This is a genomic window from Salipiger sp. H15 (genome assembly GCF_040409955.1).
In the GTDB taxonomy this organism is placed as follows: domain Bacteria; phylum Pseudomonadota; class Alphaproteobacteria; order Rhodobacterales; family Rhodobacteraceae; genus Salipiger.
The window spans coordinates 2192310-2211407 of the sequence record NZ_CP123384.1; the positions used below are offsets into that span (position 1 = coordinate 2192310).

Annotated in this window: 21 protein-coding genes and 1 tRNA gene; 6 read left to right on the forward strand and 16 right to left on the reverse strand. The window is 71.0% G+C overall.

Annotated elements, in window-relative coordinates:
* Positions 1 to 6: 6 nt before the first annotated feature.
* The 6 genes from PVT71_RS10650 to PVT71_RS10675 form a co-directional block, all read right to left on the reverse strand.
* Entirely contained in the window at positions 7 to 1983 is a 1977-nt protein-coding gene (locus PVT71_RS10650; RefSeq protein WP_353471763.1) for a multiheme c-type cytochrome, read from the reverse strand.
* A gap of 117 nt (positions 1984 to 2100) precedes the next feature.
* A complete protein-coding gene (locus PVT71_RS10655) occupies positions 2101 to 2727 on the reverse strand; it encodes an SH3 domain-containing protein (RefSeq protein ID WP_353471764.1) in 627 nt (208 codons plus the stop codon).
* Positions 2724 to 3761, reverse strand: a complete 1038-nt coding sequence (locus PVT71_RS10660; protein ID WP_353471765.1) for a L,D-transpeptidase — start codon at positions 3759 to 3761, stop codon at positions 2724 to 2726. Before PVT71_RS10660 ends, PVT71_RS10655 begins: the two co-directional genes overlap by 4 nt.
* Positions 3762 to 3825: 64 nt before the next feature.
* Entirely contained in the window at positions 3826 to 4107 is a 282-nt protein-coding gene (locus PVT71_RS10665; RefSeq protein WP_353471766.1) for a hypothetical protein, read from the reverse strand.
* Between the two features lie 42 nt (positions 4108 to 4149).
* Positions 4150 to 4464: a hypothetical protein gene (locus PVT71_RS10670; RefSeq protein ID WP_353471767.1), complete on the reverse strand. Its 315-nt coding sequence runs from the start codon at positions 4462 to 4464 to the stop codon at positions 4150 to 4152.
* Between the two features lie 111 nt (positions 4465 to 4575).
* A complete protein-coding gene (locus tag PVT71_RS10675; protein WP_353471768.1) occupies positions 4576 to 4929 on the reverse strand; it encodes a GlsB/YeaQ/YmgE family stress response membrane protein in 354 nt (117 codons plus the stop codon).
* Between the two features lie 497 nt (positions 4930 to 5426).
* Between PVT71_RS10675 and PVT71_RS10680 the strand changes: the two genes are divergently transcribed.
* Positions 5427 to 6887, forward strand: a complete 1461-nt coding sequence (locus tag PVT71_RS10680) for a DUF2252 family protein (protein WP_353471769.1) — start codon at positions 5427 to 5429, stop codon at positions 6885 to 6887.
* 16 nt (positions 6888 to 6903) lie between these two features.
* Here the strand turns inward: PVT71_RS10680 and PVT71_RS10685 are convergent, their stop codons facing one another.
* From PVT71_RS10685 to PVT71_RS10710, 6 genes are all read right to left on the reverse strand, one after another.
* Positions 6904 to 8085 carry a GAK system CofD-like protein gene (locus tag PVT71_RS10685; RefSeq protein WP_353471770.1) on the reverse strand — a complete coding sequence of 394 codons (1182 nt, stop codon included), beginning with the start codon at positions 8083 to 8085 and terminating at the stop codon, positions 6904 to 6906.
* Positions 8086 to 8224: 139 nt separating this feature from the next.
* On the reverse strand, positions 8225 to 8563 hold the full coding sequence (locus tag PVT71_RS10690; RefSeq protein ID WP_353471771.1) for a hypothetical protein: 339 nt from the start codon (positions 8561 to 8563) through the stop codon (positions 8225 to 8227).
* Between the two features lie 128 nt (positions 8564 to 8691).
* Entirely contained in the window at positions 8692 to 9120 is a 429-nt protein-coding gene (locus PVT71_RS10695) for a TIGR01244 family sulfur transferase (protein ID WP_353471772.1), read from the reverse strand.
* Positions 9121 to 9129: 9 nt separating this feature from the next.
* Positions 9130 to 9582, reverse strand: coding sequence for a DUF6691 family protein (locus tag PVT71_RS10700; protein WP_353471773.1), 453 nt, complete (start codon positions 9580 to 9582; stop codon positions 9130 to 9132).
* Position 9583: 1 nt separating this feature from the next.
* Positions 9584 to 10009: a YeeE/YedE thiosulfate transporter family protein gene (locus PVT71_RS10705; RefSeq protein WP_353471774.1), complete on the reverse strand. Its 426-nt coding sequence runs from the start codon at positions 10007 to 10009 to the stop codon at positions 9584 to 9586.
* 118 nt (positions 10010 to 10127) lie between these two features.
* Complete coding sequence (locus tag PVT71_RS10710) at positions 10128 to 10991, reverse strand: MBL fold metallo-hydrolase (RefSeq protein ID WP_353473869.1); 864 nt, start codon at positions 10989 to 10991, stop codon at positions 10128 to 10130.
* A 354-nt stretch (positions 10992 to 11345) separates the two neighbouring features.
* On the opposite strand from PVT71_RS10710, the gene PVT71_RS10715 reads away from it, so the two are divergent.
* Together PVT71_RS10715 and PVT71_RS10720 are read left to right on the forward strand one after the other, a co-directional pair.
* Entirely contained in the window at positions 11346 to 11558 is a 213-nt protein-coding gene (locus PVT71_RS10715) for a hypothetical protein (protein ID WP_353471775.1), read from the forward strand.
* Between the two features lie 188 nt (positions 11559 to 11746).
* On the forward strand, positions 11747 to 13732 hold the full coding sequence (locus PVT71_RS10720) for an enoyl-CoA hydratase-related protein (protein ID WP_353471776.1): 1986 nt from the start codon (positions 11747 to 11749) through the stop codon (positions 13730 to 13732).
* Between the two features lie 19 nt (positions 13733 to 13751).
* Here the strand turns inward: PVT71_RS10720 and PVT71_RS10725 are convergent, their stop codons facing one another.
* A complete protein-coding gene (locus tag PVT71_RS10725; RefSeq protein ID WP_226622626.1) occupies positions 13752 to 13967 on the reverse strand; it encodes a hypothetical protein in 216 nt (71 codons plus the stop codon).
* 180 nt (positions 13968 to 14147) lie between these two features.
* On the opposite strand from PVT71_RS10725, the gene PVT71_RS10730 reads away from it, so the two are divergent.
* Positions 14148 to 14405, forward strand: a complete 258-nt coding sequence (locus PVT71_RS10730; RefSeq protein WP_353471777.1) for a DUF2312 domain-containing protein — start codon at positions 14148 to 14150, stop codon at positions 14403 to 14405.
* A gap of 159 nt (positions 14406 to 14564) precedes the next feature.
* On the opposite strand, the gene PVT71_RS10735 is transcribed toward PVT71_RS10730, so the two are convergent.
* Positions 14565 to 15446: a hypothetical protein gene (locus tag PVT71_RS10735; RefSeq protein WP_353471778.1), complete on the reverse strand. Its 882-nt coding sequence runs from the start codon at positions 15444 to 15446 to the stop codon at positions 14565 to 14567.
* A 95-nt stretch (positions 15447 to 15541) separates the two neighbouring features.
* On the opposite strand from PVT71_RS10735, the gene PVT71_RS10740 reads away from it, so the two are divergent.
* Complete coding sequence (locus PVT71_RS10740; RefSeq protein ID WP_353471779.1) at positions 15542 to 17200, forward strand: iron ABC transporter permease; 1659 nt, start codon at positions 15542 to 15544, stop codon at positions 17198 to 17200.
* Between the two features lie 49 nt (positions 17201 to 17249).
* Positions 17250 to 17325, forward strand: a tRNA-Thr gene (locus PVT71_RS10745).
* Between the two features lie 131 nt (positions 17326 to 17456).
* On the opposite strand, the gene PVT71_RS10750 is transcribed toward PVT71_RS10745, so the two are convergent.
* Together PVT71_RS10750 and PVT71_RS10755 are read right to left on the reverse strand one after the other, a co-directional pair.
* Positions 17457 to 17738 (reverse strand): hypothetical protein, encoded by a 282-nt coding sequence (locus PVT71_RS10750; RefSeq protein WP_353471780.1) that lies wholly within the window; start codon positions 17736 to 17738, stop codon positions 17457 to 17459.
* 196 nt (positions 17739 to 17934) lie between these two features.
* Positions 17935 to 19020: an AI-2E family transporter gene (locus tag PVT71_RS10755; protein ID WP_353471781.1), complete on the reverse strand. Its 1086-nt coding sequence runs from the start codon at positions 19018 to 19020 to the stop codon at positions 17935 to 17937.
* Positions 19021 to 19098 lie beyond the last annotated feature (78 nt).

Consider the following 19098-nt stretch of genomic DNA (forward strand, 5'->3'; position numbering starts at 1 on the left):
CAGGCGCTACTCCGAGGAGGGCGGCGGCAGCAGGTCGATGTCCTCGCCGGTGAGCTCGCGGCGCATCATCTGCAGCGTGACGTTGTCCGGGTTGCGCCCCAGCGCCTCGGTGAGCAGCGTGCCGCCCCGCGCCTCGTCGCCCATGGCGAAGGCGATGCGCACCTGCATGATCCAGGCGTCGGCCAGCTGCGGGTCGAGCCGCGTCGCCTCGCCGAAGGCCTCGGCGGCGGCGGGCAGGTTGCGCATCACCAGCGCCATGCCGCCCATCTGCAGGTGGGTTTCCGGGAAGTCGAGCCGGCTCGCCATCGAGGCCTGCCATTCGCCGAAGGCGTTGCGCAGCGCGCTCTCGTAGCGCGGCGGCATGGCGGCGATCTGCGCGTCGAGCAGCGACTGGGCCGCCGCCATGCGCACCGAGCGCGACGGATCGCTCAGCGAGGCCATGATCCGCGGCGCGCGTTCCATCGCCGGGGCGGCGCGCTGCAGCCGCACGGCGGCGGCGCGCACCAGCGGGTCGGGGTCGCGCAGCAGCGCCTCGAGCGCCGCGGCCTCGGCGGGATCGCCGGCCTGCTCGAGCAGGTAGAGCGCCGTGGCGCGGACGATCCCGGCCATGTCGCCGTCCTGCGACAGGCTGCGCAGCTCGGGCGCGGCGCGGGCGGGATCGCGGCGGCCATGGGCGAGGACCTGGCCGTAATGCGGCCCGCGATGGGTGCTTTCGGGGAACCACTCTTCGAGTTTGGCGGCGGCCCACGCCGGGTCCCGGTCCGCATGGCAGGTGGTGCAGGCGTCGGGCGCGCCGGTCTCGGCGTCGAGGTCGGGGCGCGGGATGCGGAAGGAATGGTCCGCCCGCCAGTCGTTGCCCATGTAGACGCGCTCGACCATGTGGCAATTCTTGCACTCAGCCCCCGCCGAGCCCTCGGGGTGATGCGTGTGCTCGGGCCCGTCGAAGACCTTGAGCGGCAGCGAGGGGAACTCGGGGTTGCCGGCCGGGCTGTGGCACTGGGCGCAGACCGCGTTGCCCTCGGCGATGAGTTCCGCCTCGTGCGGCTGGTGGCAGTTCGTGCAGCTCACCCCCTTGGCGTACATCTTCGATTGCAGGAAGGAGCCGTAGACATAGACCTCGTCGAGGATCTGCCCGTCGGCCTCGTAGGCGCCCTCGCGCAGCAGCGAGAGGTTGTAGCTGTCGTGGTAGGGCGTGCCGGGCACCGGGTTGCCCTCGGTGTAGGGCTCGCGCCGCGAGTGGCAGCCGGCGCATTGCTCGATCATCTGCGCGGGCTCGGACATGTCGACGGGGAAGCCGTGGGCCGGGGGCGGGGCCTCCTGGGTGGTCTGGTAGCGCGTCGCCCAGTCGACATGCGCCGAGCCGGGGCCGTGGCAGGCCTCGCAGCCGACGCCGATCTCGACCTCGGTGGAGGCGAAGCTGCGGGTCTGCGGGTCGAAATTGGCCTCGAACCCGGTGGCGTGGCAGGCGGCGCAGCGGCTGTTCCAGGTCTTGTAGGGGCCGGTCCAGTGCAGCCCGTCGTCGGGGGCGTAGTTCTGCGCGGGGTAGAGGTGGAACCAGCCGCCCTTCTCGGTGTCCCAGACCACGTCGAAGCTCTGCAGCCGGCCGGGCTCGGTCTCGAGGATGTATTGCTGCAGCGGCTCGACGCCGATCACCGAATGCACGTCATACTCGGTGGTCACCCCGTCGCGTTCGGTGACGCTGACATGGGGCCTGCCCTCGGCGGTGAGGCTGAAGCGCGCGCTCATCTCGCCGAGCGTGAACTCGGTGCCGTCGAAGTTGGCCCTGATGTTGTCCGGGGTCGGCGCGGTCCAGGCAAGCTGGTGGTGCGAGCCCTTCCAGGCCTCGCCGACGGCCTCGTGGCAGGTGATGCAGCGCTCCGAGCCGAGATACGCCTGCGATGCGGGACGCTCCTGCGCGGCAGCGGGGAGCGGCAGGAGCGACAGCGCGAGCGGCAGGAGAAGGGCGGCGAGGCGAAGGGGCATGGATGCGGATCCGGATCAAAAAATTTCTGGCAGAAAAAACACTTGCGGCGCGGGGCGCCTTGGGGCCGATCCTTTCGGAGGCGGGGCGGCGCGTCAAGCCTCGGCGCTGCCGCAGGGTCAGTCGAGCGTGATGATCAGCTGCCAGTCGCCGCCCGCGCCGCTGCGGTCGGCAAGGCGGATCAGCAGGTCGCCGCCCTCGGGCAGGACGACCGAGACCGGCGTGCCGGCATCGCCGCGCGCGAGCAGCGTCGCGGGCCGCACGAAGGCGGCGAGGGCGATGTTCCCCGGCGCGTCGAGGCGCAGCGAGATGGCCTCGTCGGGCGCGGCGCGGGTGACGAGGTCGAGGATCTCTCCGGGGGCGAGCGCGCCCTCGACGAGGCCGGGGCCGAGCTCGAGTTCGCGCAGCTGGGTGGCGGGGACGGCGGGGCTGCTCAGCGCCGCCGGATCGGCGCCGGCGAAGGGCGCGAGATAGCCGCCAGCCACCCAGCCCGCGCGCGCGCCGTCGAGGCTCTGGACCTGGCACCAGGGCTCGGGCTCGGCGAGGCAGCCGAGGTTGCGCAGCAGCTGGCCGGGCTCGAGCTGGGCGAGCACCGGGGACGTGGTCGAGGGCGCGTCGCGCAGCCGCAGCGTGCCGCCGCTGGTGACGAAGACGAAGGCGGTCTCGGGCAGGGGCGGGACGGTCTGCGCCTGCAGCGCCGGCGGCAGGCCGAGGACGAGCGCGAGGAGCGCGGCGCGGGGGGTCATGGCCGGCGTGCCCCCTGCGGCTGGGGCGAGCGCAGCAGCCCGCTCTCCATGATGACGAAGCCCGGGCGGGAGCGCCGGTCGGGGGTGGCGGCAATGTCGGAGATCACCAGCGTGAGCCCGGGATGGGCATAGGCCAGCAGCCGCTCGCGGCTGGCATCGCTCAGCACCAGCCGGTCGAGGATGCTGGATTCCGGTTGCAGCGGGTGCTCGGGGTCGGGCTGGTGGGTGACGCCCAGCCAGCGCAGCTTGCCCTGCTCGGCGGCGCTGAGGATCAGCACGTGCTCGCCGAGGGGGCGGTCGTCGTCGAGCAGGAAGCTCTCGGTCAGCAGCTCGATCCCGTCGCGCAGCAGGGTGATGCGGCGGTCGGGCGAGGTGACGAGCGCGGTGGTGATCGGGTAGGGCGAGGCCCCGTCCTCCTCCTCGGGCCAGTCGTCGGGCCAGTCGGAGGGGCGGTGCGGCGTCTCGAGCTCGCGCACCGCGCCTTCGAGCTCGGCCTGGCTCAGTTGGGCGAGCACGAAGCCGGGATGGATCACCTCCCAGGGATCGCTGCTGTGGCCGGCGACGATCACCGGCGTGCCGATATGGGTGACGCCGTAGAGCAGTTCCGAGAACGCGGTCGGCAGGCGCACGCAGCCATGCGAGGCCGGGTAGCCGGGCAGGTTGCCCGCGTGCAGCGCGATCCCGTCCCAGGTGAGCCGCTGCATGTTGGGCATCGGCGCCTCGTTGTAGATCGACGAGCGGTGGTCCACGTCCTTCTGCAGGATGGTGAAGACGCCGGTGGGGGTCTCGTGCCCCTCCATGCCGCTGGTGCAGGTCGAGACGGCGATGCGGATGCCGTTGCGGTAGACATGCACCTTCTGCTCGGGCAGCGAGACGATGATCGCCACCGGGCCGCGCGGCGCGCGCTCGGGGTGCCAGGTGAACTCGCCCGGCATCATGCGCTCGATCTCCATGGGGAGTTCCTGCGCGCGGAGCGCGGGGCCGGTCGCAAGCGCCGCGACGCCGCCGCCGAGCAGGCTGCGGCGGCTCAGCATGGGCGGGCCACGGAACGGATCGGCAGGGCGGGGGCGGGGCGTCGGGGGGAAACGGGGCAGGTCATCAGGTCCGGTGGTCTCGGGCAGGTCGGGGAAGCGCGCGGCGCAGGAGCGCCACGAGCGCGATGTTGACGAGCGGCGCGAGGGCGGCGAGCCAGGGCCAGAGCGGCTCGGCGAAGCCGTCGATCATCCGGTTCCAGGGCAGGCCCAGCGGGATGAGGTAGGCCCCGGCGAGCGGGTCCCGCTCGACCCCGAAGAGGCCGAGCTGGCCGAGCAGGAAGATGGCCAGCGCCGCCCCGTAGGCCAGGATCAGCCCCCAGAGCAGGATGCCTGCCATTCCCCGCATCGGTCGGGTCCCCGCGCCGTGCCCGTCGCGTCGCCGCGCGGATCAGCTGCCGGCCATGGTCGCCACGGCGCTCACCTCGCCGGTGGTGTCGTCGGTGCGCGCGACGCAATCCCAGCGGGCACGGTCCGCGCCGACGCCGGCCTGCACCGAGAACCCGCCATCCTCGGCGAAGCCCGAGCCGGTCATCTCGATGTCCTTGGTGCCCGCGGCATCGCCGATGGCGCGCAGGCAGGCGGATTCCGCCTCGGTGGCCGGGCGCGTGGTGGCCGCGGTCTCCTTGCCGCCGCCGCAGGCGGAAAGCGTGGCCAGAGCGGTGAGGCCGAGCGCGGCCAGTGCGATCTTGTCCAGTCTTTTCATTTTGTTAAGTCTCCCTGTTTGGTACGTGACATGCCCGTCCCTCCTCCGGGCGGGCGGTGGTGTTGCCCCGCGCGCGGCCGGGCCGCCGCGGGGTCTGCGGGAACCGGGGCGTCAGCGCGCGGCGCCGCGCAGCAGGCGGACGATGAGGATCAGGATGATCGCGCCGATCACCGCAGCGATGATCGACGGGATCAGCCCGGCGCCGAAGGACACGCCGATCATCGGGAAGAGCCAGCCCGCGACCAGCGCGCCGCCGATGCCGAGGATGATGTCCATGACGATACCCGATCCGCCGCCCTTCATGATGACGCTGGCGAGCCAGCCGACGATGGCGCCGATGACCAGGGTGATCAGCAGCCCGACCAGCGCGTTGCCGCCCGCGGCGGCGACGTCTCCCGCCGTTTCCTGTGCGAGGGCTGGCGAACCGGCCAGGGCCGTGAGGGTGAGGATGTGGAGCTTTCTCATCTTGTCGTCTCCTTGGATGTGGGCGCGCGCAGCGCACCGGGGCGTGTCCCGTGGCTGGTCCTGCGGCGGCGCACATCGCGGCGCGGCAGGAGACTGGCGGGGGGTGAAGATGCGGAGGGGAGGGAGAGGTGGGGCGTCGCTGCGGTGGCGCAACGCCGGGAGGGGGCCGCGATGCACTGCGTCTGGCAATCCGCGGAGCGAGGCGTGTCGGGACATGCTGCAGTCAACGTCGTCCACCCTGGAAGCAGTCCCGGTGCGATGCGCCCTGTCGGCGGCTCTTCCCTGACAGGGCGGTGCGGCACCGGGGAACTGGGTAAAATGCTTGATTCGAAAGAAAATCGGACCGGATAACGAGAGCAGGTTACCGGAAATGCCCGGATTAATATCATACATTCTATAAACATCTTTCCCCGGCAAAACTCTGCCGGGGCCGCCTTCCGGGGAACCGCCGCCCGCCGCCTTAGTTGAGGGGGCAGCCACGCAGCACGGAGGGGCAGATGAGCAGCAAGCAGCAGAACCGCAAGCCGAAGGACACGGGGCAGGCGCGGGAGCGCGCGAAGTCCGGCGGTATCTCCAGCTCGGGCGCGGCCGAGCCGGTCATGCAGATGCCCCGCCGCACCGAGGCCTTTGCCCGGCTCGCGCGGCGGGTCGACGAGGAGGCGCTGGTGCTGCGCCCGCGCGATCTGACGGGACAGGCGCGGCGGCTGCACCTGCGCAGCACGATCATCGAGGATCACGCGGTGCGCATCGACCAGAAGGCGTCGGGGGCCGACGAGAAGTTCCGGCTACTGGCGGGCTCGCTCTTCGCCTTCTTCCGCGGCACCTCGCTGCTGTTTCACCGCGACATGGCCGGGGATGACGCGCGGATGCCGACGGTGCTCTGCCTCGGCGACGTGCACCCGGGCAACTTCGGCGTCATGCCCAATGCCGACAACGTGCCGATCTTCGGGGTCAACGATTTCGATGACGTGATCTACGGGCCGTTCGTCTGGGATCTCAAGCGCGGCACGGTCGGCTTCATGATCGCCGCAGAGGAGCAGGGCGGGCTCGGGCGCGGCAGGCAGCGCAAGATCGCGAAGTCCTTCCTGAAGGGCTACCGCGAGGGCATGGAGTTCTTTGCCGAGCACAACACCGAGCTTGGCGTCGAGATGCGCGAGGACAATTGCCCGAAGATCATCCGCCCGCTCTTCGGCAAGTCGTCGCGCTCGCGGCGGGACTGGCTGGCGGGGCGCTATCTGGACGAAAACGGCCGGGGCTTTCGCGCCAGCGCCGAACTGACGCCGGTGAGCAGCCGGGTCGAGGAGTTCCAGCAACTTGTCACCGCGCTGGCGAAGCAGAAGGGCATCGAGGCGGGCGGGCGGCACGGCCCGCTGCGGGTCAAGGACGTGGCGATGCGGCACGGGCAGGGCACCGCCTCGCTCGGGCTGCCACGCTTCTACGTGCTGCTCGAGGGGCCCTCGGAGGATGCCAGCGACGACGTCATCATCGAGTTCAAGAAGGCCCGCCGCTCGGCGCTCGAGGGGCTGGTGCCGGCGCATGACTTCGATGCGGGCGAGCAGGGCGACCGCATCGCGCATGGCCAGTCGGTGCACCTTGCGCAGGGCGACGTGTTCTACGGCAATGTCGAGATCGAGGGCGAGAGCTTCATGTCGCGCGAGCGCGCGCCGTTCCGCAACGATGCCGACCTCGACGAGCTGTCGAAGAAGCAGTGGAAGCGCTACGCCCGCGCCTGTGGCCGGGCGCTGGCGCAGGCCCATGCGCGCTCGGACGACCTCGGGCAGCTCGACTACGACATCGAGCCGGCGATCCTGCAGGCGATGGAGCCCGCCGCGCTCTTCATCGACGACATCCTGTGCTTTGCCGAGGAGGCGGTGGCGCGCCTGCGCCGGGATCACGAGATGTTCCGCCGCGACCTGAGCCTCGGCGCCTTCGAGGTGACCGAGAAGCGCTACCGCTGACGTCAGACCATCGGCGTCAGACCATCGAGACCAGCGCCGCGCAGACCAGCTCGCGGTCGTAGCGGCCGGGCTCGTCGGTGACCAGCGGCAGGCGGTGGCAGGGGATGCCGTGGCGCTCGGTGACCTCGGCGCAGGCGGCATGGTCCTCGGAGCTGTCGCAGAGCACGTGGGTCATCAGTCGCGCGGCGGGGGTCTCCATCCCTGCGTCGGCGCGCAGCGGCGCGAGGATCGCCGCGACCCGCTCGGCAAGGCTCAGCCCCAGCGCCTCGGGATCGTGGCCGAGGCTGGGGATGTAGACCTTGGGCACCTCGCAGCGCGCGATGGTGCGCCCGACGCCGGCGGGCAGCAGGTTGGCGATGACCGAAGAGAACAGGCTCCCCGGCGGGTAGCAGATGAGATCGGCCTGCCGGATCAGCTTGCGATTGCGCTTGGGCAGCGGCACCGAGCCGGAGGGGATCTCCCTGCCGTGCTCGCTGAGGAAGAGCCGCGCGATGGGGCTGTCGATCGGCGGCGCCTCCTTGCCGCTGATCTGCCGCTGGCCGTGGATCTGCCGCCCGTCGACCAACTCGACCCCGAGCTGCAGGTTGCAGTCCACCACGCCGCGCACCGTGCCGCGCACGTCGACCATCTTGGACATCAGGAACAGCACCGGCTCCAGCAGCCGTCCGTGCGCGAGGTAGCCGCCGGCAAGGATGAGGTTGCCGATGCTGGCATTGCGGAAGTCGAAATCCATCGGCGCGGCGACGAGGAACTCACGCAGGAAGTCGCGGATCAGCAGGCCGATCGGGCTCGAGACCGCCTTCACCAGCGGGTGCCGGCCGGCGACCATCGCCTCGACCTCGGCGCGCAGCGGCGCGTTCTGCGCGTCCTTGGGCATGCGGTGGCTGAACAGGCGGAAGATGTCGGGCTGACCAAGGTCGCTCTCGTCGGCGAGCGCCATGAGGCGGCTGCGCAGGTCGCCCACCGCGGGCATGTCGAAGGCCTCGCGCAGCACCTGGCTGCTGCCGCCGCTGTCGAAGGGGGTGATGAGATGCGCGGAGTTGTAGGTGTAGCGCTTCAGCGCGCGCGAGACCTGGGTGAGCGCGCTGCCGCCGCTGAAGAACAGGATCCGCGGCCCGAGGTGCGGCGCGCTGAGCGAGCGCGCGACGCGCAGGTCATCGGGCAGCTGCGCGCTGCGCCTGAGGGTGATCTTGGTCATCCGGCCACTCGTCCTGGTCTTCGCCTTGCCATGCGGCTTGCGGACTTTGCCAGAGCGCGCGCGCGCTGCGAAGGGGCCACTCGCGGCGGCGGCGGATTTTTTCCCTGTCAGGCTTGGGAGTTGCCGGGAACGCGAGGGCTCAGCTGGCCGGGTCGTACATGAACTCGCGCAATTCCTGCGGGCAGCGGCAGGCGACGGCGATCCTGCGGGCCCAGTCCTCGGCCTCGGCGCGCGTCGGGAGTTCCAGAATGGTGAAGCCGCCGTCGAGATGGCTGCCGCGGTAGATCTCGTCGGAAATCTCGCCGTCGGCGTAGACCCGCACCGGCGCCACCGTCTCGTTTATGCCGCCGCCAAAGACGTAGACCCCGGCGGCCTTGGCCTCTTCGATCACCGCCCGCGCGGCGGCAGCGACGATCGGATACTCTTCGTCCGAGAGCATCAGCGCGGCGCTGGGAAAGGAGATCAGGTACTTGGTCATGAGGTACGATGCCCTGCCGCGGGCCACGGCACAAGCACGGCGCGCAGGCAGGTGCGCGGCGCGGCGCCCGGAATGGCAAAAGGCCGCCCAGCGGGCGGCCCTTGCGTGATGTCGGTCGCGGGGCTGTCTCAGCCGCGCTCGGCGATGGCGTTCAGCGTCGGGCGCATGCCGTCGAGCGCGTAGCCTGCCTGCGCGGTGGCCGCGAGGATGTCGTCGGTCGGCTGCTTGCCTGCCTGGCCCATGGCCCAGACCGTCGCGCAGCGGGTGCCCGAGCGGCAGTAGGCGAAGACCGGACCCGGCGCGTTCTCGATCAGCGCGGCCTGCTCGGCCACGAGGTCGAGCGTCAGCCCGTCATGGGTCACCGGCAGCACCGCGAACTCCATGCCGGCGGCGCGCACGGCGGCCCCGATGGTCTCGGCCTGCAGCTCGGGCGGCACCTCGCCGTCGGGCCGGTTGCAGATGACCAGGGTGAAGCCAGCCTCGGCCAGGGCGGGCACATCCTCCACCGCGATCTGCGGCGAGACGGTGTAGCGGGGGGTGATGCGGTTCAGATCCATGGCGAACGGTTATTCCGCCGCCACGGGCTTGTCGAGTCTCCTGCGCAGGGCAGGGGCCACGAACATGCCGGTGAGCATCGAGGCGACAAAGACGTAGAGCGCCGGGCCGCCGTAGCTGAGCGAGGCGATGGACGGCCCCGGGCAAAGCCCGGCGAGCCCCCAGCCGATGCCGAAGAGCACCGAGCCGATCACCAGCTTGCGGTCGATCTCGGTTCCGGGCTTCGGCGGCAGCGGCGTGCCGAGCGCCGAGCGGCTGCGGTTGCGCACGAAGAGCCAGGCCAGCGCCATCGGGATCATCGCGCCGCCCATGACGAAGGCGAGCGTCGGGTCCCAGTTGCCGAAGACGTCGAGCCAGCCCTGCACCTTGGCGGTGTCGGTCATGCCCGACAGGTGCAGGCCCGCGCCGAAGAAGCCGCCCGCGATCAGGGCGAAGAGGAGGCGGGCCGGAGAGGAATTGCCCATGTCAGATCACTCCCAGGAGGTGGCGGAAGATCACCACGCCGACACCGCCGGCGAGGATGTAGCAGCAGGTGGCGACGAAGCCGCGCAGCGACAGGCGCGACATGCCGCAGACACCGTGCCCCGAGGTGCAGCCGTTGGCGAGCCGCGTGCCGAGGCCTACGAGCAGCCCGGCGGCGACCAGCACGGGGATGTTCGCGGTGATGTGCGTGTCCACCCCGCCGAAGACCGGCAGCAGCAGGATCGGCAGCAGGATCACCCCTGCGAGGAAGCTCAGGCGCTCCCATTTGGTGTCGCCGGCCGAGCCGTCGACCAGCGCGCCGATGATCCCCGAGGCGCCCATGATCCGCCCGTTGAAGAGCAGGTAGACGGCGCCCCCGGTGCCGATCAGCAGGCCGCCGATGAGGCCCCAAATCCAGTCAGGTTGCATGCGTGCGGTTCCTTGTGTCCTGCGGCCCTCTGCCGGGCGGGCCGCTGTGCAGAATGGGAGGGGCGCGCGCCGCCCGGAGGCGGGGCGCGCTTCTTGTCAAAGGCCGTGGCCGGGCCGGTCAGAGCTTGTTGACCGGCACCTTGAGGAAGACGTCGCCCTTCTCGTCGGGCGGCGGCATCCGCCCGGCGCGCATGTTCACCTGCAGCGACGGGATGATCAGCTTGGGCATGGCGAGGGTCGCGTCGCGCGCGTCGCGCATCCGGACGAACTCCTCGGCGGACTTGCCCTCGCCGACGTGGATGTTGAGCGCCTTCTGCTCGCCCACCGTGGTCTCCCAGGCGTAGTCGTCGCGGCCCGGCGCCTTGTAGTCGTGGCCGACGAAGATGCGCGTGGAATCGGGCAGGGCGAGGATCTTCTGGATCGAGGCGAAGAGCGTTTCCGACGAGCCGCCGGGGAAGTCGCAGCGGGCGGTGCCGAAGTCGGGCATGAAGAGCGTGTCGCCGACGAAGGCGGCATCGCCGATCACGTAGGTGAGGCAGGCCGGCGTGTGGCCCGGCGTGTGCAGCACGTCGCCGCGCAGCTGGCCGATGTGGAAGCTGTCGCCCTCCTTGAAGAGCTGGTCGAACTGCGAGCCGTCGCGCTGGAACTCGGTGCCCTCGTTGAACACCTTGCCGAAGGTGTCCTGCACCACGGTGATGCGCTCGCCGATGCCGATCCTGCCGCCGAGCTCGCGCTGGATGTAGGGCGCGGCCGAGAGGTGGTCGGCGTGGACATGGCTCTCGAGCAGCCACTCGACCTTCAGGTCGTGCTCCCGCACGAAGGCGATGATGGCATCGGCCGAGCGCGTGTCGGTGCGGCCCGAGGCGTAGTCGAAGTCGAGCACGCTGTCGACGATCGCGCAGGCGCTGCCACCGGGATCGCGCACCACGTAGGAGATCGTGTTGGTGGCCTCGTCGAAGAAGGCGGTGACGTCAGGTCTCATCATGGACTGATCCTCCGTTTGGAGTTCATATAGGTAAACGTGAATATGTCTTCAAGGATTCGTTGCGATTGACCCATATCATGGTCATCATTGGCGTGTTGGTGCATGATTCTGGCTGTCCGGGGACCCCGGTTACCGACCTTTCGCCCGTCACAATCCCGATGCGCCGACGCGGGAGGACTACACAGGACATGGAAGACCCTGCGGGGCGGCCGCACTGGCCGTTTGCCGGGGGATCGTGAACTTGCCGGCTGCTGCCCTCGGGCGCGCGTGCGGGCATGGCGTCGGCTCCCGTTCCGGGTCCGGCGCTGGTGACAGCATGGCGGGCGCTGCCCCGCAAGGAGGAGAAAGACCATGGACGACAGGTTGAAACGCCGCATCGACACGGTCGAGCGTGCCCTTTGCGAGGCGCGCGGCGCCGAACACGCCGCCCTCGTCGCCGAACTCGAACGGCTCGCGGTCGAGGCGCGGGTCCGCGGCCTCGCCCTTCCCGCGCATGTGCGCGACCGGCTGCGCAGCGAGGTCGACGCCGAGCTCGAGGCTCGCTTCGACAACATGCCGATCTGATCGGCAGCTCCCTGCCTGCCACGCGCGCAGGCGCGACCGCCGCGCGGCCCGTCAGGGGCGGCGCGGCGAATTCTCGTCTTGCCGCGCCTTCCGGAACCCACTAGCTCGCTGTGATGCCGAAGAGGCACAAGGATCGGGCAGGGACCACGGGCGCGGCTGCGCGCTCCGGACGGCGGAAAGGCGGGACGATGGCGCAGACGGCAGGCGCGGTTGAGGAACGGATCGGCGACGGCATCGCCTGGATCGGCGTGCCCAGCGACGCGGCCAGCCATCTGACACCGGCGCTGCGGGCGGAACTCCTCGCGGCGCTGTCCCGCGCCGAGGCCGACGGATCGGTCGCCTGCATCGTGCTGACCGGCAGCGGCAGCGGCTTTTCGGAGGGCGAGGACCCGGCCAGCTTCGAGGCGCCCCATGCGGCACCCACCCCGGCCGAGCTCTGCCTGCGCGTCGAGCGCTGCGCCAAGCCGGTGATCGCCGCGCTGCACGGCCGGGTGCTCGGCACCGGGGCCGAGCTCGCGCTCGCCGCGCATTACCGCATCGCCGCGCCCGGCACCCGCTTCGGCCTGCCCGAGGTGGTGCTCGGCCTGCCGCCCTCGGCGGGGGCGACGCAGCGCCTGCCGCGGCTGGTCGGCGCGGCGGCGGCGCTCGAGATCCTGCTCTCGGGCCGCCCGGTCGATCTTGGCGCCACCCCGCCTCGGGGCCTCGTGGATCACATCGCCGCGGGCCCGCTCGAGGAGGAGGCGCGCGCCTTCTGCGCCGAGCTGCGTGCCGAGGGGCTCGGGCCGCGTCCCACCGCGCTGCGCCGCGACGGGCTCGCCGATCCGATGGCCTACCAGCAGGCGGTCGCCGCGCGCCGCGCCGAGGCGGCGACGAGCCACAACCCGGCCCGGCCCGAGATCGTCGCGGCGGTCGAGGCGGCGCAGCTCCTGCCCTTTGCCAGCGGCCTCGACTTCGAGGAGGACGCCTTCGAGACCTGCCGCGACTCCGAGCCCGGCCGCGCGCTGCGCGCCGTGGCCGCCGCCGAGCGCGCGGCGCTCGCGGCGCGGGTGCCGGGCCCGCTCGGGCCGCGCCGCATCGCGGTGCTCGGCGACGGGCCGCTGGCCGTGCCGCTGGTGCAGGCGCTGCTGCCGGTGCCCGCCTCGGTCGACTGGGGCTGCCCCGCGCCCGAGGCGCTGCACGCGGGCGTTGTGCAGATCCGCGACCGCCTCGAGGCGGCGCGGAGCAGCGGCGCGCTCGGCGACGACGAGGCCGAGCTGCACCTGTCGCGGCTGCGCATCGGCACGCCCGCGGACATGGCCGGCGAGGCCGAGCTGGTGCTGCTTGCGGGCCCGGGGCAGGAGGGCGTGGCCGTGGCGCCGGGCGCGAGCCGCCTTGTCGCCTTTCCCGGCCCGGTGACCGGCGTCGGGCTGCGCTTCGCGCCGTCGCCCGTCGCGGCGCGGCTGGTCGAGGTCATCGCCGGGCCCGAGGCCGGCGCCGCCGGGATCGCCGAGGCCGAGGCGCTGGCGCTGCGCATGGGCAGCGTGTCGATCCGCGTGACCTCGTCGGGCGAGAGCGTCGGCGGCCGGCTCTTCGACGCCTGCTGCCGCGCCGCGGACGCGCTGGTCGACATGGGGCAGAGCCCCTTTGCCATCGACGCCGCCTGCCGCGACTGGGGTTGGCGGCGCGGGCCGTTCCTGCGCCGCGACCAGATGGGGCTTTCGCGGCTCGGCGCGCAGACCCGCGCAGCGGGGGCGGTGAACTGGGCGTCGGATCTGGCGGCGGAAGGGCGGACCGGTCGCGACGCCGGGGCGGGGTTCTACGACTGGACCGGCGCGGGCGCGCCCGCGGCCAGCGCCGAGGTCGAGGCGCTGCTCGCGGCGCGGCGGCCGGCGGCGGAGCCCTGGCCGGCGGCGCGGCTGCGCCTGCTGCTCATCGGGGCGATGGCGAACGAGGGCGCGCGGATGCTGGGCAGCGGCATGCTGCACCGGGCCTCCGATCTCGACCTCGTGGCGCTGCAGGTGCTCGACCTGCCGCGCTGGCGCGGCGGTCCGATGCATGTGGCGCTGCGGCTTGGCGCGCGCGCCGTGCGCGAGGCGCTGGCCGGCGTCGCGCATCCCGACCGCGCCTTCTGGACGCCGCACCCGCTCTGGGACGATCTCGTCACCTCGCGCGCGGCGCAGTGGCCGGAGGGCTGAGCGCCGCCGGCCGTCCGGCTCAGCCGAGCAGGATGCCGACCATCACCATCGCAAGGCCGAAGACCGACAGCAGCAGCGTCGCCATGTTGAGCGGCACGATCTTGCGCATCACCTCGCGCAGCCCCTCGTCGTCGAGCCCGGCGCGCTTGGCGCTCCAGACCTTGATGATGCACCCGAAAAGCCCCAGGAGCCCCGCGAGCGAGACCGCCGCGCCCAGCCAGATCAGCCATTCCATGCCGCCATTCCCTCCGTTTGCGCGGCCCGTGCGCGCTTTCGGGGGCGGGTACTGCATCGCCGCGCGCGGCGCAAGCCTCGCAGCCCGTTGCCGCACCCGGTGATCGGCCCTTGATGGGCGCGCGCCCGGGCGGTAGTCAGACCGGCGATACCGGCAGAAAATCTGGCAGGAGATGAAGTGATGCAGGATAATGGTTCCGACGCCTACGGCGTCGCCGCGGGCGAGCTGAAGCAGTTCATCGAGCGCTTCGAGCGTCTCGAGATCGAGAAGAAAGAGATCGCCGACCAGCAGAAGGAAGTCATGGCAGAGGCCAAGGGCCGCGGCTACGACACCAAGGTCATGCGCAAGGTCATCGCGCTGCGCAAGCGCGACAAGGACGACATCGCCGAGGAAGAGGCGGTGCTCGAGATGTACAAGGCCGCGCTCGGCATGGACTGAGCCTCGCGCTCGGTTACCAGGACACTCTGGAGCTCGGGGCCGCGTGCCCCGGCTCCACCCCCGGAAGGTGATCCCTTATCCGGTCAGGATTTTCCCGTCAGCGTCAGCGTCCCCTTGAGGCGCCCCGCTCAGGGCGCCAGCACCCGTGAGGCGCCCCGCTCAGGGCGCCAGCACCCGCACCCCGTCGATGCTGCCCATCTGCCAGACATCCTCGTCGTAGAGCCCGGTCAGCATGTCGACGTAGGGCGCGTCCCAGCCCGGCATGTCGAGCTCTTCCTCCATCGCCCCGGGCAGGGCGTATTTCTCCATGAAGACGGTCATCACCCGGCGCTTCTGCGCCTCGCTCACCGTGGGGTTCTCGCGCAGGAAGCCGCGGAAGCGCTGCATGGCCTCGGGGCTGACGATCTCGGAGAAGAGGTCGAAGCTGCCGGTGATCTTGCGCTCGGCGTCGATCCCCGCCGCCTCGCGCAGGATCTGCCCCCAGAGCAGCGGCGTGTCCTCGTTGCACCAGAGCGTGATCGGCACCTCGGGCAGGGCGCGGCGGAGGCGCAGCACGAGGTCGGACCAGCGTAGCCGCATCGGGTCGGCGCCCGACAGGAAGCTCTGCAGGTCCTGGTGCGGCGTCGCGCGCAGCATGGCGGGCAGCCAGGTGGCGAAATCCCGGACCCCGAGGAAGATCTGCAGCTCATCCCCCTCGAAGAGCCGCGCCAGCGCCTGCAGCCGCCGCTCGGCCTTGCGGTAGAGCACACCCTCCTCGAGCGCCAGCTTCGGCACCGAGAGCAGCGTCTCGTGGCTGAGGATCAGCCGCTTCACCTGGCCCGGGTCCTCGCTGAGGATGGCGTCGAGCAGCACCTCGCGGGCCTCCGGCGCCGGCTCGCCCGCGCCGAGCGTGCCCACGGCCTCGGAGAGCAGCAGGCGGTAGCGCGACGGGCCGGGAACCGAGATCCCCTCGGCGTGGAACTCGCCCGCGTTGCGCAGCAGGCCCTTCAGCAGGCGATCCTCGTCCGAGCACTGGACGCCGAGATGGAGAATGACCTGCATGACCTGCACTTTCGGTTACCGACGCCAGGCACTATAAGCGGATCGCAGCCGAGGAAAACCGCGCGCCGCGCCGCGCGGGCCACGAAGGAGCCGTCATGAGCCTTGCCGACAACAACCCCCCGCGTCCGCGGCTCGCAAGCCTCGTGCCGAGCCCGTGGTCGCTTGGCGCGGCATTGATCGCCGCCGTGGTGATCGCGCCGATCCTCGCGGTGTTCTGGATCGCGCTCTTTCCGTCCGAGAACATCTGGCCGCACCTCGTCTCGACCACCTTGCCGCGCTATTTCGGCAATACGGTCAAGCTGATGGCCGGGGTGGGCCTGCTCGCCGGCGCGGCCGGGTCGGGCGCCGCCTGGCTGGTGACCCGCTACGAGTTCCCCGGGCGGAAGTGGCTGGAATGGCTGCTGCTGCTGCCGCTGGCGATCCCGGCCTACGTCGGGGCCTACGCGCTGGTCGATTTCCTCGAATACGCCGGGCCGGTGCAGACCGGGCTGCGCGGGCTCTTCGGCTGGAAGACCTCGCGCGACTACTGGTTCCCCGAGATCCGCTCGATGGGTGCGGCGATCCTCGTGCTGTCGGCGGCGCTCTATCCCTACGTCTACCTGCTCGCCCGGAACGCCTTCCGCGAGCAGCCGGGCAGCGCCGACGAGGTGGCGCGCTCGCTGGGGCAGGGTGCCTTCGCGCGGTTCTGGCGGGTCGGCCTGCCGCTCGCCCGCCCGGCGATCGCCGCGGGCATGGCCATCGCGATGATGGAGGCGGTGAACGATTTCGGTACGGTGGACTATTTCTCGGTGCAGACGCTGACCACCGGCATCTTCTCGGTCTGGCTGCAGAGCAACAACGCCGGCGGCGCGGCGCAGATCGCCGGCACCGTGCTGGCGCTGGTGATCGTGCTGGTGCTGCTCGAGAAGGGCTCGCGCCGCCGGATGCGCTTCTTCAACCTCTCGTCGCGGCACCGCCCGGTGGCGCGCACCGCGCTGCGCGGCGGCTGGGGCTGGGGGGCGACGCTGGCCTGCCTCATCCCCTTCGGCATGGGCTTCGTGCTGCCCGCCTGGGTGATCCTCGGCCACGCGCTCGACAATGCCCGGGTCTGGAGCGACCCCGAGCTCTGGCGGGCCGGGGTGAACACGCTGACCGTGGGCGGCATCGCCTCGGTGCTGACGGTGCTGGGCGGGGTCTTCCTCGTCTACGGGGTGCGCCTGTCGGGGCGGCAGCTGCCGCGCCTGCTGCTGCCGGTCTCGACCATCGGCTACGCCGCGCCGGGGGCGGTGCTGGGCGTGGGCATCCTGATCCCGCTGGCGGCGGTCGACCATGCGCTGGCGGACGCGGTCGAGGCCGCGACGGGCACCGACATCGGCCTCGTGCTGACCGGCTCGGCCTTCGCGCTGGTGCTGTCCTATTTCGTGCGCTTCTTCGCCATCGCGCAGGGCGCGGCGGACGCGGCAATGGGGCGGGTCTCGCCCAACCTCGCGCGCGCGGCGCGCTCGCTCGGCCGCAGCCAGGGCCAGACCCTGCGCGAGATCTACTACCCGCTGATGCGCGGCTCGATCGGCTCGGCGCTGCTGCTGGTCTTCGTCGATTGCGTGAAGGAACTGCCGGCGACGCTGCTCCTGCGCCCGTTCAACTACGAGACGCTCGCGACCCGGGTGCACGACCAGGCCTCGCTCGAGAACCTCGGAGGCGCCGCCCCGGCGGCGGTGCTGGTGATCGGCGTCGGCCTCGCGGCGGTGGCGCTGCTGGCGCGCGCCAACCGCTGAATCGCTCTTGCACTCGGGGGCAGAGCTGGCATATCCCTCTGCCCACGGTGCCCCTATAGCTCAGCTGGTAGAGCAACTGATTTGTAATCAGTAGGTCCGCGGTTCGAGTCCGTGTGGGGGCACCAAGAATCTTCCCCCAACTCGTTGTTCTGCATCGGCTTTTGCTCACGCGCAGCTGAGGCGTAGTACATTTTGGCGTACACATCCGCACTGAGCTGACCCCAGCGTCTTCTGTGCCGTGAAGGTGTTCCCTGCCTCAGTTCGGCGGGAAGATGATGATGGTCGTCGAAATGCCGTAGGGCTCAATCCTGATGTCGTGAACTTCCTGTTCATCGGTCGGGACATCGAATTGCCCGGCGGCCTCGCAGATATTGCTCTCGGCCTGCTCGAGGCTGCCGGCCTTCTCTTCGGCCATCTTGACGATGTCGGCATCGACCGAGATGATGAATTTGTCGCACTTGACCTGATCCATGTCGGCAAGCGCGGGGCCGCACGAAACCATAATGGCGATCATGCTGCAAATGGACGACCTGATCATCGGGTGATCTCCTGTAGGAAGAGGGGTGCCTGAAGACGGGCTCCGGCGATCATTTGGAACGTGCGCCGTCGCCTTTGGCTGGTTTGAAACCTGGCTCATGCTACCTTGGCTGCCGCGTGAATGCAGTGAGGCGGAGTGTAACTTACCGTATTCTACGGCAACTTCCGTGATCCGCCGGGTGCCCGCGACGCTTGAGTCAGCGACCCTCCGGGGCAGGATCCTCGTAGTTCAGCCAGGTGACGACGAGGTCGTGGCAGACCGCCAGCACCACCGGCCCGAGGAACAGCCCGGTCAGTCCGAAGCCGAGCGTTCCGCCGAGCACGCCGAGGAAGATGACCAGCGTCGGTGTCCGCAGGCCGCGCCCCATCAGGATCGGTTTCAGCAGGTTGTCCATCAGCGTCAGCGGTACCAGCAGCGCCGTGAGGAGCAGCGCCTGGCCCGTGGCCAGCGCGGACCAGGCCCATATCAGCACCGGCAGGACCACGGGGGCGGGGCCGACCTGCAGGATGCAGAGGATCAGGATGAGGAAGGCAAGCAGGCCGGGGTTCGGAAGGCCGAAGGCAAGCAGCACGACACCGATCGCCAGCGACTGCAGCAGCGCCACCCCGACCACGCCGCGCGACACGTTGCGGATGGTCATGGCGGCCAGCGCGACGAACTCCGCTCCCCGCGGCGAAACCACGCGCGAGACGACGCGCCCGGCGCAGTGCGCCAAGGCCGGTCCCGGCACCAGCAGCAGACCCGCGATGACCGCCGAGACGAGGAATTTCAGCAGGTCGAGGCCGACGGTCGACAGGAGGGCCACGAGTCGCGAGACCAAGGGGACGAGCGCCTCCCGGTGGGTGGAGACGAACCCGTCGAGGTTGCTCGAAAGCTCGCTCCATGCGGCGTCGATCCGCGGGCCGGCGAGCGGCCAATCGGCGACGCTGGCCGGCAGGTCGGGCAGGTGGACGCTCTCGCTGCGCAGCCGCGCGACGAGTGCCTGTGCGGAGTCGGCAAGGTTCGCGGCCAGCGCCGCTGCCGGGCCGGCGACCAGCGCCAGCAGGAGCAGCGCGATCAGCGCCGCCGAGAGCCGCCGGCGTCCTCCGAGCCCGGTCGCGAGCCGTTCGTGCAGTGGTGCCAGCGCCACGGCGAGGATCACCGCCCAGACCAGCATCGGCAGGAAAGGCCTCACGATCGCGAAGGAAAGCCAGGCGAAGAGACCGAGCAGGATCAGGCGGATGACGAGGTCGGTGACCCGCGCCTCGAGCCGGTCGAGGTCTGTGCCGTACCCTTCAGCCAAGGTGCCGCCCCCCGATTGGCCGCCGGGTCCCGGCGTGGCCGTGATGCCTGACCGATGCCATCTGCCTGCCTCCGCCTC

Bases quoted from the DNA above. Each gene is read 5' to 3' on its own strand.
- PVT71_RS10705 (WP_353471774.1), bottom strand. From the start codon at position 10,009: ATGCAACCTGACTGGATTTGGGGCCTCATCGGCGGCCTGCTGATCGGC.
- PVT71_RS10735 (WP_353471778.1), bottom strand. From the start codon at position 15,446: ATGCAGGTCATTCTCCATCTCGGCGTCCAGTGCTCGGACGAGGATCGC.
- PVT71_RS10690 (WP_353471771.1), bottom strand. From the start codon at position 8,563: ATGACCAAGTACCTGATCTCCTTTCCCAGCGCCGCGCTGATGCTCTCG.
- PVT71_RS10740 (WP_353471779.1), top strand. From the start codon at position 15,542: ATGAGCCTTGCCGACAACAACCCCCCGCGTCCGCGGCTCGCAAGCCTC.
- PVT71_RS10655 (WP_353471764.1), bottom strand. From the start codon at position 2,727: ATGACCCCCCGCGCCGCGCTCCTCGCGCTCGTCCTCGGCCTGCCGCCG.
- PVT71_RS10700 (WP_353471773.1), bottom strand. From the start codon at position 9,582: ATGGGCAATTCCTCTCCGGCCCGCCTCCTCTTCGCCCTGATCGCGGGC.
- PVT71_RS10730 (WP_353471777.1), top strand. From the start codon at position 14,148: ATGCAGGATAATGGTTCCGACGCCTACGGCGTCGCCGCGGGCGAGCTG.
- PVT71_RS10680 (WP_353471769.1), top strand. From the start codon at position 5,427: ATGAGCAGCAAGCAGCAGAACCGCAAGCCGAAGGACACGGGGCAGGCG.
- PVT71_RS10710 (WP_353473869.1), bottom strand. From the start codon at position 10,991: ATGAGACCTGACGTCACCGCCTTCTTCGACGAGGCCACCAACACGATC.
- PVT71_RS10665 (WP_353471766.1), bottom strand. From the start codon at position 4,107: ATGCGGGGAATGGCAGGCATCCTGCTCTGGGGGCTGATCCTGGCCTAC.
- PVT71_RS10695 (WP_353471772.1), bottom strand. From the start codon at position 9,120: ATGGATCTGAACCGCATCACCCCCCGCTACACCGTCTCGCCGCAGATC.
- PVT71_RS10685 (WP_353471770.1), bottom strand. From the start codon at position 8,085: ATGACCAAGATCACCCTCAGGCGCAGCGCGCAGCTGCCCGATGACCTG.
- PVT71_RS10715 (WP_353471775.1), top strand. From the start codon at position 11,346: ATGGACGACAGGTTGAAACGCCGCATCGACACGGTCGAGCGTGCCCTT.
- PVT71_RS10660 (WP_353471765.1), bottom strand. From the start codon at position 3,761: ATGCTGAGCCGCCGCAGCCTGCTCGGCGGCGGCGTCGCGGCGCTTGCG.
- PVT71_RS10725 (WP_226622626.1), bottom strand. From the start codon at position 13,967: ATGGAATGGCTGATCTGGCTGGGCGCGGCGGTCTCGCTCGCGGGGCTC.
- PVT71_RS10675 (WP_353471768.1), bottom strand. From the start codon at position 4,929: ATGAGAAAGCTCCACATCCTCACCCTCACGGCCCTGGCCGGTTCGCCA.
- PVT71_RS10750 (WP_353471780.1), bottom strand. From the start codon at position 17,738: ATGATCAGGTCGTCCATTTGCAGCATGATCGCCATTATGGTTTCGTGC.
- PVT71_RS10670 (WP_353471767.1), bottom strand. From the start codon at position 4,464: ATGAAAAGACTGGACAAGATCGCACTGGCCGCGCTCGGCCTCACCGCT.
- PVT71_RS10720 (WP_353471776.1), top strand. From the start codon at position 11,747: ATGGCGCAGACGGCAGGCGCGGTTGAGGAACGGATCGGCGACGGCATC.
- PVT71_RS10650 (WP_353471763.1), bottom strand. From the start codon at position 1,983: ATGCCCCTTCGCCTCGCCGCCCTTCTCCTGCCGCTCGCGCTGTCGCTC.